The following is a 15,222-nucleotide window of genomic DNA, read 5'->3' as shown; positions in this document are numbered from 1 at the left end:
GACGGTAAGCGCCGCGTAGGCCATGCAGGCAATGCGCGGCGCGACAGACCCCACCCGTCAAAAACTTAGAAAATCGATTGCCCTAGGTTTTATGCTGCCAAACGGGCATAATTCTCTAGGTCAGTATCAACTTCAATCACCGTGGCTACTGAGTTGATTAAGTTGAGTTTTGGGCCGATGTCTTTGCGTTTTCGTGTTGCTCCGATTGGCTTCGGGCCAACCTCTAAGCGGGACAAATCTGCCAGTTTAACGTAGGCCGAATTCACTGAAACAGCCGCTTTCGAAAACAGATCGAAAGCAAGTGCTCCACCATTTATTTCGACCAATGCGTCGAACTCATGTTCTGCTGTTGAATGCCCACGAATTCCGACATTCTGCGAAACCTCTGCATGGGGGAATGCTCTATCAATTCGTTCGAGAAAGCGGTCTTTGATTCTGTGGGCCTTTTCAGCAAATGAGCGTTCTAGGGTTTCATCTATGACTTCCTTTGTGAGGGCGGCCATCGCCACTATCGCGCCCTTCAGCCGATCTGCCGAAACGCGCATGAACAGCATTGTGCCACCGTCGAAAATTGCTCCATACTTTTCACAGAACGATCTGGCTACAGAAGTGAATATTCTATTGCTTGCCGCCGCAGTTGCAGCAGCGTGATAGGCTGCACCATCGTCCGAAACTAGGAAGGTGTCGCCATCACCTTCCGGCCAGACTGAAACGTCAACCATTGATCCAAAGCGTGACGCCACTGGCATTTGAACTCGCCAACGACCGTTGATTGTTGATACCCGCACCATATCGGCAACGGCCCGATTAAGGGCTTTTGTTGCTTCGCCGCCTTCTGCGTCGCTTATATGAATGAAGTTGACGGTTGCCATGGTGGTCGTTCGACTTGATCTAAGTTAGTTATGTTGAGCAGTCTGCCAGATTCACGAAGAAAAGTCATTAGGTCAGGCGGCTCTGGATCGATTGCTGTTGCAATGGGGATGTTCTCAAGCATGAAGTCAATTGGATTTTCAAAGTTAGTATGGATGCGTGGATTATGGAAATGCGTTCGGCCAGCGTCGATAAGGTGGTACTCTCCGCAACACCTGTTCAAGTTACCGTGGACACTGCCGCGCCAATCTATTCTAGCAAAAGGTTTTGGCTTGGTGGTGGTTTCAGAGAGCAACGAAACTGAAACCCCTTCGTCTGGACGGTCCTTGTTACACAAGATACGCAATTCAAGCCCTTGAAGCGTGGCTTCGTTGCTAACCAATGGGGCTTGAATCTCCAGAAAGCACGGCTGTGGTTTCGGAGTCCACCAAGAGACAAACTCGGCAGATTTATCTGCACTCATCCAGTCGTTAATTTGCTCAAATGTAGGATTGCGTGGCAAGCTGTTGGTAAACCTTATTTTTCCGCAAAATTTCAACTCAAGGACGATTCGTCAACTGTATCTTGTCTAACCTTCCTCGGCGTTGAAACTTACCCAACCAGACCGTGCGGCGTTAACAGCCCCAACATGCTATCAAGCACCCGCAGCAACCAAAGAGGGGCCGCGCCATGCCGCACGGGCCAAGAACGGGGCGAGACTTTGCGGGTTGGCTCCGACGCCACGCAGACGCCGCAGCAGGTCGATACGGTGACGCCAGAGCAGATCAGCCACGTCATCCGCAGCGCCTTCACTCAGGCCAAACAGACGGGCATCAATTACAGTCGCGTGATCCAGGTGGACCGCCACACGCACCCATTGGTCGCAAACCCACTCGCAAACCACACTGACCGTCACACCACGTTCGCGGAACGGGGCGAGGGCGTCTTGTAACTCGGAACGCCAGAAATCGGTTATGTCATCAAACACGGCTGTCCCGCACCTTGCGCGTGATCAGTTCGGTCAGATCACGCCCAACCGCTTCCCGTGCTGCGGCAAATACCGCTTGGGTCAGGGTCGTCATTCGTTCAAAATCCGTTCTACGCGGTGGGCGATTTCATCCAGATCGTGTTGGTCCAGCCATTTGCCAGCGAGGGCACACAAGGCCAGATAAAGCGGATCATCAGGTCGGTCGGGGCGGTTGTCTTGGGGCGTCATGTCGAACATCGGTCGGCCTCATACTCTAATTTGCGGGCCGCAGTGTGCAGACCGGCCTTGCGGCACTCAGCGGCCCGCTGACGTAGTTGTGTGGCCCGCACTGTGTCTTCGCGATACAGCTTGGCGCTGGTGGTCTGTGCGGTCTGCTGGATGTCGCGTTCGTTTTTCATCCGAAGTCCGGTGTCCATTTGGGCGAGGGCGCACCACCAACACCACTTGCGGGATCTTGGTCGGGAATTTCCTTCGGTCGTTGGCGCTTCCACAATGCGTTCCGCATCGGCACACCACGGACGGTTATGAAGGCGTCTTCGTCGCTGCTGACACTGCACCGCAGGTATCCAGCAAAAATGCCGTGGCGGTTAAACAGGCGGCGATAACCATCACGGGGCGGGTATTCGTCATCAATCGCCCAGATCGTCGGCGGTGTCGCATTGCGCGGCTTTTTCGCCGTGGGGGGTGCTGGCTTTGGCTTGCGGTTGAACAGGTGGTCATTGTTCGGAACACAGTTCCACCCACTTCGGTCCAGTATTTCGTCGGTCATATCCGATGTTCCTTCAACAGTGTCTGCGCCTTCTTTGCGCCGTTGGTCTGCGCATAGGCCAGCGCGGGTGTCAGGAATTCATCCGACTGTCCGGCGTGTTCTGCGCCACGGCCTGTGCGGGTCCAGCAGGTCGCACAAAGCGGCACCTGCCATTCGGCCAGCAGCAGGCCCACAGCAAGGCGCACATGCGGGCCAGACAGGCGCACAGGGCTATTCTGGCGCAAGCCCACGTCGCAGGTCTGTGCGTTGACCCAGACGACGCTGACGGTCACGGGGTTGGGTGCCATGCGGACGTGCTGCATCGGCCTCACCATGTGACACCTGTCAGGTAAGAGGTTGCAGGCTTCATCTGTGTCCATGACAAGGGCGCGATCAAACGCAGGGCGGTCGAGTTGGTTTGGAACATCGACCGGACCTCAGTCGGTGGCAGGGTGCTAGCCGCGTCGGAAATATGGATGGACCCATCGTTTCCCACTTCGTCGGCTGGGTGTGGCGGTTCGGGTTGGGTGGACATTGCTGGGATGACTCCGTCCGCTGAAGCCATCGCCAACGTGACCGCGCTGCTGGTGTCCACTTCGACCGGATCGGCCACGCATTTGAAGGCGTGAGCATCGGTGATCACCGCCTGTCCGGCGGGCGCATATGGCGAGTGAATGAGAGGCAAACCAAACAGGCTTCCACCTGCCACTTCGTCACGCAGCGGGAATTGTTCGGTGCCGCCGGTGCCTTGTACCATCTGAAGGCCAACCACGCGGTCAGAGTGCAAGATCACCACAGGGTCGATCATCCGCAAGGCGCTGGCCTGTCCCAGCAGCCATTTGAAGTCTGTCACAATGCTGGCCAGGTTATTGCCCGCGCTGGCCTTATTTGGGGCAGCATTGGTGATCGAAGCGGGTCGGATCGTTGGCTGGATCGGGTTGGCCGGGTCCAACAGATCGGCATCCAGGGCCTCGCTCATGTCCTGTCGGATAAACCCTTCCAGCAACGGCAGCAAATCAGGGTTGCTTGTGCGCAGGAGTTCGTTGGAAGCGGTGGTGATAGCACCCAGCTTGAAGCGATTCATTGTTGTGCTGGCCAGTCGCGTTTCCACAACCGGAATTGTCGCATTTTCCTGAATCCATGCTGGACGCATAGACCCACGCTGCGCATCTGCCCGCATCGGCCATGTGACGCTGTTGGCACCGTCGAAGATCGTCAGACCAGCCCGTGCCACCAGTTGGGCGAAGACGCTGGCCTGTTCCATGTCCCGATAAAATTCGCGCACGTCACTGCGCACCAGTTCAGCGGCCCAACCTGCGGCGGTTGTGGTTGCTGGTGTGGTGGCGCTGCGGATCGCCTGCTGGTACTGGTCGCCTTTGCCCAGCAGGTCAGCAGCAATGGCGCGGGGGTCGCGTTTGGTCTGGTGTTGGATCGCGCCGATTGCAAAGCGCACAGCGGCCATGCGCAGACCGCGTATCTGGACCTGTCCGGTGCCTGACTTCGGCTTGGCTGGCGCTTTGACGGTCACGTTCACAGGCTTGGCCGCTTCGGCCTTCATGCCTTCGATTTCGCCTTCCAGACGCGCCACAGTCTTCGCAAGCTGGGGGGCTGCGTTCACGTCTTCAGCGGCGGCTTCAAACGCGACTTCGTAAGCGCGTTGTTGCAAGGCTTTGCGGGCCTGACTTTCCATTTTTTCACTGCGAAGGTCGCCGGAAACAAGGGGGGTATCTTTAGGCATCTTTCATGTCCTTTTTGTGCTGGGCGTGCATCCGCTTGAGGTCTTCGACGGTCGGGGCGGGATCATCATCAAAAAAACCAGTGGCAGCGGTCTGGATGGCGTCGGCGACTTCGGCGCGGGTGACATCCAGCGCAGCTTCGATGGGTTCCAGACGCTTGCCGACTGCTTTTGCGACCACGCGCAAGAGCATCTTTTCACGGTCTTCAAAGCGTTTGATCAGCGCGTCTTCGCGCTGCTGGACCTGTTTCATCAGGTCTTGAACAAGCGCGACTCCCGCTGGGTTCACCGCCTTGGTGGCTGGGTCATAGATCACCGAATTTGGACTGGCACCACCACCGACTCCGGTGATCTGGCGACCGTCCACATGAAGCTGATCGGCAGGGTTGTTATTTCCGCTGGTGAAGGGGTTCGTCATTTGGATTGTCCTTTTCGGCGGTCGGCGGCGATCTGGGTGGCACTCAAATAGTCGCGCCGGATACCAGCCACGCGAGGGGATTTGATGTCGAAGTCCACGGCGGGCAGGTGCGCCGATAGTTGCGCCAAAAGCGCCGTAGACCGCAGTTCGGCATCGGCATTGTCCATGCGGGTTTCGGCGGCGTCTGCGGCGCTGGTGGCGCGTTCTGCGACGGTCGCGGGCAGGTCGGGGTCAATCTTGGCACCCAGCCGGATAGCGAGGTTTGCCAGTCGGCTGACTGGGCCAGCGTCGGGCAGTTGCTTGCCGGTGCGCAGGATGATGTTGGTGCGGTCCATGTCGGATGCAACGGCACGGGTTTGGCCTATCGCGGCTTCCACGTCGCGGATGTCTTTGCCGAATTTCGCGGTCAGGCGTTCGCGTTCGGCGGTTGCGCCAGGTACGGCCTTTTCTTCAGCCTTCGATGCCTGTGCGATCTGTCGCCGGATGTAGGGGGAAGATTTCACCAGCTTGCGACTGTGCGTCGGGGCTGATCGTACTGTGATGGTCATATGCGTTCGCCCCGTCCAAGTTTCTGGTAGAGCGAGAGTAGCAGGGAGTAGATGATTCGAATATCAAAAATCGTTTAAACGTAATACGTTAGCGTAATACGCTAATGTCAGTCTTGGTCCATCCTCGATCGCGCAGGAGGAAAATTTGCCGACGGATGGCATCGGGATCGAAGCCGGCCAACGATGCGACGTAGCCAAAGTCGGTCCCGTTCAACAGCCAAGATCGGGCAAGCGTTCGTTCCAACGACTCGGACGAATTTACTGCGTCTTTAATCGCGGTCAGCATCACGCCCGTCCACAGCCTTTGTCTTGGGTCAATCATCTGTCGGCGGTGGTTTCTTGCGGACGTTTTGCGGCGGTCTGCGGCGGCTCATAAAAAACTCCCTGTGTCGCGGCCTCAGCGCGGAATTGACGCACTAGGTCGTTTGCGGACCGGCTGTCCATATCGACTTGGATCGTCACGCCTGCGCTGCGGATGATGTGCTGATCAAGCGAAGGTCTTTTGTAGGTCGTGGAACAGCCCGTCAGGATCGAGATCTGTCGTCTGGCGTAACGAATCATATTTGCCACCTGAAGTGATTTGATCGGGTCTGTTTCCATCTGTTTCGCTCTAAATGGCTGCGCTGTCCGTGCCGGGGCGGGCGCGGGATGGGGTATTATAGCACCCCACTGTGCGGACAACATAGGCTGATTTTTGACAAGTTTCGCAGAGATTCACGACCCTGCGCGGTGCGGCCCCCCAATACGTCCTAGAGCATACCCTCCCCCAGGCGAGACAGTCCGTCTTGCAGAGGCAAACGCAACGCAGCGTGCCGTCGTCGTCACGGAGCGGGCAATAGCATTGAGGTGTAGGGGCGTGGTGTCGCAACGAGAACATCAAAACAGATCGTTATTAAGAGGCGACTCGATAATTTTCTAATCATCCGTTACGTGTTGTGCTAAGAATTTCACTTGCATCAATACTTTAAGAACTCTCCGGGCAGTCAAGGTTCAATGAAAATTCATAAAGCACTCCTGACAAAAGGATACTTTCCCAAAGAGCTTCCGTCTGTCTTCACTACGCAGGACTTCGGTGAGCAAGTGGATGACATTCTTCAAGACTGGGAGAAAGCCGGTGTTTTCCGGATGTTAAAGTTGTCGGACGAATTGCCGGGCGGGAAAAAACGAAGCGGGGCGTACACGTACAAGCTTGGTGATGCAGAAGCAGAAAAACTCTCCAAGCCCAAGCGTGGGTATGAAAGGCGAGAGATACACATCACTCATCCTCTGCCGCAAGCGCTGCTGGCACGGGAGGTCGGTGCTAATTGGAGGTCAGTGCAGAGGTGGCTATCTCGACAAACATACTCGGTCGATGAAATCCGTGTCGGCAATGATTACGAACGAGCCATCAAGGGGATAAACTTTGCTCTTCACGAGGCTAAGAAATCCTACCTTCAGGCTACATCTGACTGGGTTATAACCACCGACATTACTCGCTTCTATCCATCCATATACACACATTCAATTGCTTGGGCGGCCTATGGCAAGGAACGGGTGAAACGAAACCTGAATGCATACAAAGGGTCATTTGCAGATCGGCTCGATTTGTTGGTTCGTTCATGTAATCGGAATCAGACTGTTGGAATTCCAGTTGGTCCTGAAACCTCCAGAATTATCGCTGAGACGATCTCTGCTCGAATAGATCAAAGTTACTCTGCGCGATTTCCAAATTCGGACAAGGACAATATCGACCGTTTGCAGGATGACTGGATGGTTGGAATTGGCACCCTTGAGGGGGCGGAAACAGTGCTTTCAGCCATCAGTGGACTCTACAGAGAGTATGGCTTGGATATCAACGGCAGCAAAACTTCAATAGATCGAATTGTTGGTGAACGTGAGAGTGCGTGGATTTCTGAGATGAAAGCCTTTTTGTCTCACCGTAGTGGTAGTCTTGCTGGGTCCCGACTGCGCGAGTTTCTTGAACTTACCCTTATTCTCCAATCTCAAAACCCTACGGCATCGGTGGTAATCTACGCACTATCCGTTGTTGAAGGTGCTGCAATCAAGGCAGTGGATATGCCCTTGGTGGAGTCGTTTCTCATCAAAGCGGCTGTGGTTGCTCCTGGTGCCATGGATCGCATTTGTCGTGTTGTATTGGATGTCCAGAACCGGACTAACGCTCTGTCGGCCAAGCGAATCGGCTCTAGGTTCATCTATCTGGTGAAAGTAGCTTTGGAAAAAGGGCATCACTACGAGGCAATTTGGTTGCTTTACACCTTGCGCGGCATGAAACGTCCCGTTGACATCAGGTCTATTAAAGAACTGCTTGCGGATGTGGAGTCTGCGGCAATCGCGCTGATCCTACTCGACATGAAGTCCAAGGGACTCTGTATCGGCAAGCTTCCTACCAAGGTCTGGGAAGGCAAGATTTCAGAAGATAGCGTGAAGTCAGATTGGACTTGGTTGCTGGCATATGAAGCGTACCGTCACGGCTGGATGGTCGATCACAACAAGCTTCTGAAAAAACCACTTTTTAAGGCCATGTCGTCTCGCAATGTTGTTTTTTATGACCCCAAGCGGAACATAAATACGTCCTCCAGTGAAGTTGGCAACAGAAGTACAAGACGCAAAAGAAACATGGAGGAGGTTCGAAAACACCTTGAAAACCTTCGCGGGGTTGCAGAAGCGGGACACCAATCTGGCGACTATTAAAGAAGTAGCCTGAATCGACTGCTCTTACGGTGTGTAAGCGCCCCTACAATCAACGATCTGATTTCCTTCACCCACCAACTTTCAGTTGGTCGGAAGCCAATGTCAGCAATGCAGGCTGCGACGGCAGCGACTTGACCCCTCGGTGAACGGCAGGAATGTGCCGGTTTCCCGACTTCGCAAAGACCTGCGCCTAAATGCCGTCGGTGCAGTTCACAGAATAAGTTGCATTGAACGGGCTGCCGTCATCTGACGGACTATGTCGGATGGCAAGTGTTCCATGCTTGGCAATGCAGTGAACCGTCGCCGTCGAAACGCAAACAGTCGTTCATTTTATAAAATGAATGGTTCAAGTTGCTCTGTGGCGATATTTGCGTTTGCCGTGGGCAACTGGGCAACTGGGCAACTGGGCAACTTGATTCCATATAGCTCCCATAAGCCCTCTCACTACCCACATACATACCCCCCCTTTTTTACTTAACCTCTTATACCAATAATTATGTCCCATTAGCCCATAATGGTAACTATAGGTATATAAATAAGGGGTTTTCGTGGGCAACTGCATGGGCAACTGCATGGGAAACTGGGCAACTACTTTCGAACGTATCGTGAAACATCACGTTGTGCAGCGGTCTTGAAGCGACCCGCACGTTCAAATCCCAACCGCTTCAGTATCCTTGTGATCCTACGCGACGTGGATTGGTTCCAGTTTTCTAGTGGGATGCCCATTTGATCCGCTATGAATTGCGGTGAAACTTCGTTTAAATCACGAACGATGGGTACGATCTTTGGTTCCCACGGATCATCTTCGACACGTTCTTGCTGTAGCATCTTGGCGTAACCAGCCACAATCGGGTCCATGTGCCAACGCTCACCGCGTTGATAGGCGTCGTAGGTTTCCTTCCAAAGCGGGTCACGGTTCGCTTTCAGCCCTTCCAAGTCGATCTGCCCCACAACGACGGGCCAGAACCGACGTTCGCCGTCAACGTCCTTCAGGTAGTCGTCGCGATTGGTTGATCCAGCAAGCACGGCGCGGCGCGGTCTGCGGATATCCTTGCGCCCGTAGCTAGGGCGATACTTCTCAACTCGTCGCGTCATAAACTTGCGCATGTCTTCGACCTCAGATTTGATCACGTTAGTCAGTTCTGACATTTCGATGATCCACAGGCCGTTCATGTACTCTGACGAATCCTTGCTGTGGAAATCGGGCAGGGCGTCACCAAACCATTCGGGATCTGGCAGTAGGGTCCGCAATGCTGACGACTTACCGACACCCTGCGGTCCCTCAAGGATCAGCGCATTATCCATCTGGCATCCAGGTTCAAACGCCCGTGCCACGGCTCCTACCATCCAGCATCGACCCACCTGACGGATGTATTCGTCCGTGAGGGCGTCACCTGTGCGTTCGACACCCAGATACAGAAACAGCCAATTGTCCAGCAGACCCATCGGCATGAATGAAGGCAGATTGTTCAGATAGTTTTGCACGGGTTCTTCGCTGTTGGCGTCGCACAAGCGATCCACAGCATCCATGACGGTCAGTTTGGATATGGTCGCGGGCCATAGTCCGGTTTGCTGCATCATTGCGTGAATAGACCTGTAATCGGCATCTTCCAGCGGTCGTGGATGTGGTAGGGTCTGCACTTCACCCGGATAGGGTATCTTTACAACCGCTTCGCCCCGGAACGCATCGAACGCAAAGACGTTGTTCCAGGGTTCCTGATTTTTCAGATACAGGAACACATTGTTTGTGTTGGGGTGCAACGTACCGTCGCCACGGTACGTGAACGTGCCGTCTTCAAATGCGAGGGGGGGCGGTTGCACCCGTGGTGCGGCTGGTGTGGTGTCTGACGGCAGTATGGGCAGCGCGGGTGCCTCGATCGGCATACCTGCGGCAGCGGCCTTGCGAAAGTCGCTGTCTGTCGTCACACGGCGGCTGATTTCTTCCGGTAAGCCGGCCTCTCGCGCCTCATGCACCAGCGTCCCAAACGACAGTGATCCGTCCGGTTCAAAGTTGGCCCATTTCTGTTCCGTGAATGCCGGATCGAATTTACTCGACCGACTGGACCATTCCCAAAAGAAGGGCCATCCGTCATCAAACCCAAGGACCGTGCGCAGACACAGACCGATCCTGATCCAGTCGTCCCATGACCGATTGTCGTTGGGTACATACCGCAGAACGTCCGCAACCAACGTGTCGTCCATTGGGTTGCCTAGATCGGACGTGCGGCCATCACCGTTGCTACCGCCAGCACTGGGCCGACCGCGTTCCCAGCCTCGTTCGACACAGACCTGCAAAACAGCTTCAACCAAGTTGTCCATCTGGACCTGTGTGAGTGTCGGCAGTGTCGCATCGCTGATCGGTGACTCCCAAGTGTAGGTGTGACCTTCAGGGTGCGTTCCCAGTATCACAGCTTGTGTTGGGCGGTTCTTGCGTGACTGCCCCATCACTTCCACCATGGCTTCGACGTCACCGTTTTTTAGCGGATACTGGCGGCGCATCACCGCGTCACCCTGCACCTTGAAAAGCATCAGAAACTTAGGGGCTTTGCCGACGCGGACAGGCGCTGTCACGCGCATCTGTGCCAGCAGGGTCCGCACGGCCTGTGCCGTAACGTCGTCCAGGATGTCCACATCCAACGCGCAGTAGGTCGTTCCCATCTTCAAACCGACATTGGCCCCCAGCCTGTCCCATCGGTCCGCAAGCGCATTATCCATCTGATATTCAGGCCAACCCGCTGACGCATGCCATCCGCCTTCATAGTACAGCCCCGGCACCTTGCCGCAGTGGCGGGGATCAACGCGGGACTCGGGGTGTAACGTCGCACCTGCTGGAATGACGGGGATTGTGTCACAGAATCCTGCTGACAAAGCCCATTGGTGCAGACCTTGTGCGGTCGTTTTTGACGGTATATTCATTGGATTGATCCTTTGTAGTCGTGCGGGGGCTACAATTTCACGGCCCGCAGGTGCCCCATCGCTCTGCGGGTCGTATCGCACCAAAGGATCAGTTTGCGCGAAGTTGGTGCTGTTGAGGCAGGAAAGTACGGACGGTTCCGCACAACCTGTTACAGATTGTTTTTCCGTATCGTTTCACCTCAAACGTCAGGGTAAACTTTGCGGGTCGTCCGCAATGGCCGCTTTGGCTTCAAGTCCCGATACACTTCTGCCGTCGTCGATAGTGGCCTTTGCGGTGCGGACTTTCGCATGACACCCGAGGTCGAGGCTGAAGGGGGGGGCTTGCAGATCGCACAAGGCGCACAACTCACGCCGCCACCCCGTCGCGGTGACGTTTGATCCAATCGTGTACGTCCTCTCGGTCATAGAAGATTTCGCGCACCACACGGATCGGTGTCGGGCCTGTGCCTTTGACGCGCATACGGGCTAAGGTGTCGTGGCTCTTGTCCAGCAAGGCGCACAGATCGTCATCGTCATAAAGACCCATGTCCCGTTTCAGGCGGCATCGGGTTTCGGTTGCTGTTTCGGACGGAAACGGAACACCCTGCAAAAGCAGATCGGCGCGGGCTTGAACGTCCAGTTGTTGCCAAGCCTCGTGGGTTCCATCCGCAAAGTCGGGCAGGTCTGCCCCTTGGGGCGTCATGTATTTGGGTTCGGGCATTTGATTCTCCATCGTGTTTGATGGAGACTTTTAGTAAGCACATTTTTTCACGAGTCTGCCGACTAGCGGCGCTAACCGTCAAAATCTTTCATCCAACCCATGATCGTTGTTCTGGCGGGAATCTCGGCGTGTTCGTCTGCCAAACGATCCATCACAACTCCCGCCACACTGGACGCTTTCAGATCAGGACGTGCGGCCCGTACCTGCTTTGCAATCTCCAAAGCATCGCCACGCACATGATCCCACTTGCCGCGTCGCTTCCCGCCCGCAGCTTTCCGTGCTTGCATGACGCGGGTGCGTTTCCATTCGATGTAGGGCATGGCTACCGCCGCCATTTCGTCACCGTCACTGGCTCGATTGCTTACATGTTCGGCCTCGGCCAATTCGGAAAAATCGGAAAAACCTAAATCATATGTCCGCTTTTCCATCGCCGCTTTGTACCAATCTGACTCAAGGTCAATCGGTTCGATAAGCCACGAAACCGGACCCCAAACAATCGGCTCAGACATGGTGCAAATCCTCGCCGCGCAAATTGGTGTATCTGCGCAGTTGCGCCCAGTCTTGGTGTCCCGATACCAGCGAGACTTGTTCGATCTGGAAACCAGCCTCAAACAAACGCGACACACCATCATGACGCAGATCGTGAAATCTCAGGTCAGAGATACCGCACGACGCCACGCCGCGCGTGAATGTGGTGCTGATCGTGCGGGGGTCGTGCGGGAATATTTCGGGATCGGTTCGGTGCTGGCTTTGGATGATCGCAAGCGGGTCCACTGTCTCACCGTCGATCACAACGGGACCATTTAAGAGCGGAATATTTTGATCATTGCCGATTTTGGCGCGTGGGTGCTTTCGGTCCCGTATCCAGATCATGCGGCCTTCCACGTCCAGATCGTCCCATGTCAGGCGTGTGATCTCACTCAGGCGCATGGCAGTTGCGATGGCAAAGCGCGTCACATCCCACATCGGCACGACACGGCGGCGCTTGGCCCATTGATCGCGCAAGGCCACCAGCTCGGCGTCTGTCGGGCGTCTGTCGCGTTCCTTGGGCCTCGCCACCGCGCCAGAGGCATTCAGGATCGCGCGGGCTTTTGTGTAAGCCCCAAGCGCGGCATCTGTGTCCACATCCGCAATCGCGCCGCCCATTTTCAGGATCGTGTGGATGTAAGTCAGGTCTTGACCTATCGTTGCAGGTCCAGCGCGCTCGGCTTTCCGCATCTTTGCAAATTCGCGTATCCGTGCCGATGTCAGATCGGGCAGGGGAGTCCTGCCAATCAGTTCCGATATGTGACGGATCGTGCCTAGTTTGGATCGGCTGGCCTGATCGCCAAATTCATCCAGGTAGGCTTCAATGATGTCGTTAAAGCGCAGGTCGGCAACAGACGACATGACGGTGCCTGTGGTGTCTTGTTGCGCTTCCTCTTGCCGCGCCCATCGTTCCGCATCGCGCTTGCGGTCAAATGTTTTGGATCGACGCTTTCCGTCCAAGTTTACTTGCGCGGTCCATTTGTCCCGTGATTTATAGATCGAAGCCATGCAGACGATTCCTGTGTTTGCAAACGGTGTGAGAGTTGTTTGCAATTCATACTCTCGTTTGCATGGCGTTTGCAACGGTTTGCACAATCAGACCACATTCGGACCACATCAGATGCAACTGAAAACACAAGCAACGGAACGCAACGTGTTGATAGATAATAAAAAATCCAATGTTTCCAAAGCGGCAAGATTGTCCGTTGCGCCCATGATGGATTGGACGGATCGTCATTGTCGGTATCTTCACCGACTGCTGTCTCGGAACACTTTGTTGTATACCGAAATGGTCACAGCTCCAGCCTTGGTACGCGGTGGTGCTGTGCATTTGTTGGATCATAGCGTTGATGAATATCCGGTGGCGTTGCAACTTGGGGGCAGTGATCCACAGGAACTGGCGCAAGCCACCAAACTTGGGGCCGACGCGGGCTATGATGAGATCAATCTCAACGTGGGTTGCCCGTCTGATCGGGTACAGTCTGGCACTTTTGGCGCCGTCTTGATGAAGGCGCCGGAGTTGGTGGCTGACTGTGTCCGCGCGATGCAGACAGAAACGGATGCTGAAATTACGGTCAAATGCCGGATTGGGGTAGATGATCAAGCACCCGAAGAGGTTCTGCCTGACTTTATAAGTCGGATGCAAGATGCTGGAATTAAACGCATTTCCATTCATGCGCGCAAGGCGTGGCTAAAGGGGTTGAGCCCAAAAGAGAACCGCGATGTTCCGCCCTTGGACTACCCGTTGGTCTATCAAATGAAACGCGACTTTCCCGCGTTGCATTTGTCGATCAATGGCGGCGTTTCGACTTTAGAAGAAGCGCTTGCCCATTTGGCGCATGGCATGGATGGCGTTATGATCGGCCGTGCCGCATACCATAATCCAACCGACATATTGAGCACTGCGGATCGCGAGATCTATGGAATGGGTGCAGACACCGATCCGATCCATGTTGTTCATCAGATGCTGCCATATATCGAAACGCACCTCACACAAGGTGGTAAGCTCAATCAGATAACTCGTCATATGTTGGGCTTGTTTGCAGGCAAACCCGGCGCGCGGGCCTGGCGGCGCTATTTGTCGGAGCATGCCACCACCCGAGGGGCGGGCCCCGACACCGTTCTGGCTGCTTTACAAAACGTAACACAGGCGGCTGTGTAACCGAGCACGGGGGCCTTGCTTGCGGACACGCAGGTTTTCCGCTTTATCTCGCTGCGCAACCGTTCCCCGGAGAGACTTATGGCCCACGATCCTGCTTTGCTTTTTCAAATGCTGCTGCTTTTACTGGTAATTGGCGGCGTTGCCGGCGTGTTGGCGGGGCTGCTTGGCGTTGGTGGAGGCATCGTGCTGGTGCCGGCCTTTTTCTATGCGTTTCAAGCGCTTGGTTATGATGGTCCGCAACTGATGCAGGTCTGCTTGGCCACTTCACTGGCGACCATCATTGTGACGTCGCTACGGTCTGTTGCCAGCCACAACAAAAAAAGTGCTGTGGATTGGGACATCTTGCGCACCTGGGCGCCGGGCATTGTGGTTGGCGCTTTCATTGGTGTGCTGGTTGCTGCCAATTTGCGCTCGGTGACTTTGCAGATTGTGTTTGGGACTCTGGCGTTTGTGATTGGCGCTTATATGGGGCTGGGCAAGGCACATTGGCGGTTGGGGCTGGCTATGCCCAACGGGCTTGCTCGGGCGATTGTAAGTCCGTGTGTTGGGTTTTTGTCGGTTTTGATGGGCATCGGCGGTGGCAGTTTTGGTGTGCCGCTGATGACGCTGTTTAACGTGCCAATCCACCGCGCAGTGGCCACGGCAGCAGGCTTTGGCGTGACCATCGCTGTGCCCGCTGTGATTGGCTTTCTGTTTATGGAGATTGATCCAGCGACCCGCCCGCCGTTCACGGTGGGGGCAGTGAATATGGTGGCATTTGGCCTGATCATAATGATGACGCTTTTGACTGCGCCGTTGGGTGTTAGATTGGCGCATGCGATGGATCCCAAGCCCCTCAAACGTGTGTTTGCGGTGTTTTTGACCCTGGTGGCGCTGAACATGCTGCGTAAGGCGGCGGGGTTGTGACTCCACCTTTTATGCGCTGGCGGTTGGCCTGATG

Annotated in this window: 18 protein-coding genes; 3 read left to right on the top strand and 15 right to left on the bottom strand. The window is 55.2% G+C overall.

All coding sequences use genetic code 11. From position 1 onward, the window contains the following. Positions 1-89: 89 nt before the first annotated feature. From QOL67_RS20520 to QOL67_RS20470, 11 genes are all read right to left on the bottom strand, one after another. Entirely contained in the window at positions 90-872 is a 783-nt protein-coding gene (locus QOL67_RS20520; protein WP_283427862.1) for a hypothetical protein, read from the bottom strand. Between the two features lie 632 nt (positions 873-1,504). After that, complete coding sequence (locus tag QOL67_RS20515) at positions 1,505-1,837, bottom strand: hypothetical protein (protein WP_283427861.1); 333 nt, start codon at positions 1,835-1,837, stop codon at positions 1,505-1,507. Positions 1,838-1,927: 90 nt separating this feature from the next. Beyond that, positions 1,928-2,074, bottom strand: a complete 147-nt coding sequence (locus QOL67_RS20510) for a hypothetical protein (RefSeq protein WP_283427860.1) — start codon at positions 2,072-2,074, stop codon at positions 1,928-1,930. Then, the gene (locus tag QOL67_RS20505; RefSeq protein WP_283427859.1) at positions 2,062-2,235 is read right to left on the bottom strand and encodes a hypothetical protein; all 174 of its coding nucleotides are present in this window, start codon (positions 2,233-2,235) and stop codon (positions 2,062-2,064) included. The genes QOL67_RS20510 and QOL67_RS20505 overlap by 13 nt, the downstream gene beginning before the upstream one ends. Continuing rightward, a complete protein-coding gene (locus tag QOL67_RS20500; RefSeq protein ID WP_283427858.1) occupies positions 2,232-2,606 on the bottom strand; it encodes a hypothetical protein in 375 nt (124 codons plus the stop codon). Before QOL67_RS20500 ends, QOL67_RS20505 begins: the two co-directional genes overlap by 4 nt. Beyond that, positions 2,603-2,908, bottom strand: coding sequence for a hypothetical protein (locus QOL67_RS20495; RefSeq protein WP_283427857.1), 306 nt, complete (start codon positions 2,906-2,908; stop codon positions 2,603-2,605). Before QOL67_RS20495 ends, QOL67_RS20500 begins: the two co-directional genes overlap by 4 nt. A gap of 5 nt (positions 2,909-2,913) precedes the next feature. Next, positions 2,914-4,323: a phage major capsid protein gene (locus QOL67_RS20490; RefSeq protein WP_283427856.1), complete on the bottom strand. Its 1,410-nt coding sequence runs from the start codon at positions 4,321-4,323 to the stop codon at positions 2,914-2,916. Then, entirely contained in the window at positions 4,316-4,738 is a 423-nt protein-coding gene (locus QOL67_RS20485; protein ID WP_283427855.1) for a hypothetical protein, read from the bottom strand. Before QOL67_RS20485 ends, QOL67_RS20490 begins: the two co-directional genes overlap by 8 nt. Then, entirely contained in the window at positions 4,735-5,286 is a 552-nt protein-coding gene (locus tag QOL67_RS20480; RefSeq protein ID WP_283427854.1) for a hypothetical protein, read from the bottom strand. The genes QOL67_RS20485 and QOL67_RS20480 overlap by 4 nt, the downstream gene beginning before the upstream one ends. 88 nt (positions 5,287-5,374) lie before the next feature. Then, positions 5,375-5,572, bottom strand: a complete 198-nt coding sequence (locus tag QOL67_RS20475) for a hypothetical protein (protein WP_283427853.1) — start codon at positions 5,570-5,572, stop codon at positions 5,375-5,377. A gap of 32 nt (positions 5,573-5,604) precedes the next feature. After that, entirely contained in the window at positions 5,605-5,847 is a 243-nt protein-coding gene (locus QOL67_RS20470) for a hypothetical protein (protein ID WP_283427852.1), read from the bottom strand. 390 nt (positions 5,848-6,237) lie between these two features. On the opposite strand from QOL67_RS20470, the gene QOL67_RS20465 reads away from it, so the two are divergent. Continuing rightward, entirely contained in the window at positions 6,238-7,977 is a 1,740-nt protein-coding gene (locus QOL67_RS20465) for an RNA-directed DNA polymerase (protein ID WP_283427851.1), read from the top strand. 588 nt (positions 7,978-8,565) lie between these two features. Here QOL67_RS20465 and QOL67_RS20460 read toward each other — a convergent pair. From QOL67_RS20460 to QOL67_RS20445, 4 genes are all read right to left on the bottom strand, one after another. Continuing rightward, the gene (locus tag QOL67_RS20460; protein WP_283427850.1) at positions 8,566-10,893 is read right to left on the bottom strand and encodes a VapE domain-containing protein; all 2,328 of its coding nucleotides are present in this window, start codon (positions 10,891-10,893) and stop codon (positions 8,566-8,568) included. Positions 10,894-11,239: 346 nt separating this feature from the next. Further along, positions 11,240-11,593 carry a helix-turn-helix transcriptional regulator gene (locus tag QOL67_RS20455; protein ID WP_283427849.1) on the bottom strand — a complete coding sequence of 118 codons (354 nt, stop codon included), beginning with the start codon at positions 11,591-11,593 and terminating at the stop codon, positions 11,240-11,242. A gap of 71 nt (positions 11,594-11,664) precedes the next feature. Beyond that, positions 11,665-12,102, bottom strand: a complete 438-nt coding sequence (locus QOL67_RS20450; RefSeq protein WP_283427848.1) for a hypothetical protein — start codon at positions 12,100-12,102, stop codon at positions 11,665-11,667. Continuing rightward, complete coding sequence (locus tag QOL67_RS20445) at positions 12,095-13,129, bottom strand: site-specific integrase (protein ID WP_283427847.1); 1,035 nt, start codon at positions 13,127-13,129, stop codon at positions 12,095-12,097. Before QOL67_RS20445 ends, QOL67_RS20450 begins: the two co-directional genes overlap by 8 nt. Before the next feature lie 112 nt (positions 13,130-13,241). Here QOL67_RS20445 and dusA point away from each other — a divergent pair, with 112 nt between their 5' ends. Both dusA and QOL67_RS20435 read left to right on the top strand, forming a co-directional pair. Next, positions 13,242-14,282, top strand: a complete 1,041-nt coding sequence (gene dusA, locus QOL67_RS20440; RefSeq protein ID WP_283427846.1) for a tRNA dihydrouridine(20/20a) synthase DusA — start codon at positions 13,242-13,244, stop codon at positions 14,280-14,282. Between the two features lie 78 nt (positions 14,283-14,360). Further along, positions 14,361-15,188, top strand: coding sequence for a sulfite exporter TauE/SafE family protein (locus QOL67_RS20435; RefSeq protein ID WP_283427845.1), 828 nt, complete (start codon positions 14,361-14,363; stop codon positions 15,186-15,188). Positions 15,189-15,222: the final 34 nt, after the last annotated feature.

It is taken from the genome of Shimia sagamensis (assembly GCF_900182745.1).
Taxonomy (GTDB): Bacteria; Pseudomonadota; Alphaproteobacteria; order Rhodobacterales; family Rhodobacteraceae; genus Shimia; species Shimia sagamensis.
The sequence above is the reverse complement of the archived record's forward strand: the minus strand, read 5'-3'. Positions and strand labels throughout refer to the sequence as shown.